The sequence below is a fragment of the Hallella absiana genome (assembly GCF_025457485.1).
GTDB classification, from domain to species: domain Bacteria; phylum Bacteroidota; class Bacteroidia; order Bacteroidales; family Bacteroidaceae; genus Prevotella; species Prevotella absiana.
In genome coordinates this window covers 684-1,743 of the sequence record NZ_JAMXSP010000071.1, presented here as the reverse complement: position 1 = coordinate 1,743, position 1,060 = coordinate 684, and the positions used below count along the sequence as shown (strand labels likewise).

The 1,060-nt window shown below is 52.0% G+C and carries 1 tRNA gene and 1 rRNA gene (1 of these 2 running past the window's edge); both read left to right on the top strand.

Annotated features, from left to right (window positions below):
• Positions 1–576, top strand: a 16S ribosomal RNA gene (locus tag NG346_RS14355) (its annotated part extends 464 nt beyond the left edge of the window); the annotation flags it as partial.
• A 101-nt stretch (positions 577–677) separates the two neighbouring features.
• Positions 678–751, top strand: a tRNA-Ala gene (locus tag NG346_RS14350).
• Positions 752–1,060 lie beyond the last annotated feature (309 nt).

Below are 1,060 nucleotides of genomic sequence, written 5' to 3'. Positions count from 1 at the left end.
AATTCGATGATACGCGAGGAACCTTACCCGGGCTTGAATTGCAGATGAAGGATCCAGAGATGGTGACGCCCCTCGGGGCATCTGTGAAGGTGCTGCATGGTTGTCGTCAGCTCGTGCCGTGAGGTGTCGGCTCAAGTGCCATAACGAGCGCAACCCCTCTCTTCAGTTGCCATCAGGCTATGCTGGGCACTCTGGAGACACTGCCACCGCAAGGTGTGAGGAAGGTGGGGATGACGTCAAATCAGCACGGCCCTTACGTCCGGGGCTACACACGTGTTACAATGGGGGGTACAGAAAGCCGGCTGCCCGCAAGGTCAGTCCAATCAAGAAAGCCCTCCTCAGTTCGGACTGGGGTCTGCAACCCGACCCCACGAAGCTGGATTCGCTAGTAATCGCGCATCAGCCATGGCGCGGTGAATACGTTCCCGGGCCTTGTACACACCGCCCGTCAAGCCATGAAAGCCGGGGGTGCCTGAAGTCCGTGACCGCAAGGATCGGCCTAGGGCAAAACTGGTAATTGGGGCTAAGTCGTAACAAGGTAGCCGTACCGGAAGGTGCGGCTGGAACACCTCCTTTCTGGAGGGACGCAAGGTAGGGCAAGATAATTGCTCAAGAGACAGTCAACCTGAAGGTGACGCCTCTACCGGCTTTTTGTACGCTGCTGTCTGTTTCCTCTCGGGGGATTAGCTCAGTTGGCTAGAGCGCTTGCATGGCATGCAAGAGGTCATCGGTTCGACTCCGATATTCTCCACAACGTAATGTTGATGCTGATGTATGATTTATAATTTCTACATTATACATTATACATTACCCCGATCTTTGACATATTGACACAAGCTAAAACTGTAAAGTAGCAAAGTTCAAGACTTAACGAGGCTTACGTAGTAATATGTATGCTGAGACAATACAATACAGCTGAAAGTATGAGCAACGTCCATGTTTCTTTTCAGAGATATGGACAGCGAAAGAAGTAGGAAAGGGCGCATGGTGGATGCCTTGGCTCATCCATTTTCGGCCATCTCCGCAGTGGAAGTCCAACTGACAGAGAACTCGTTAATAG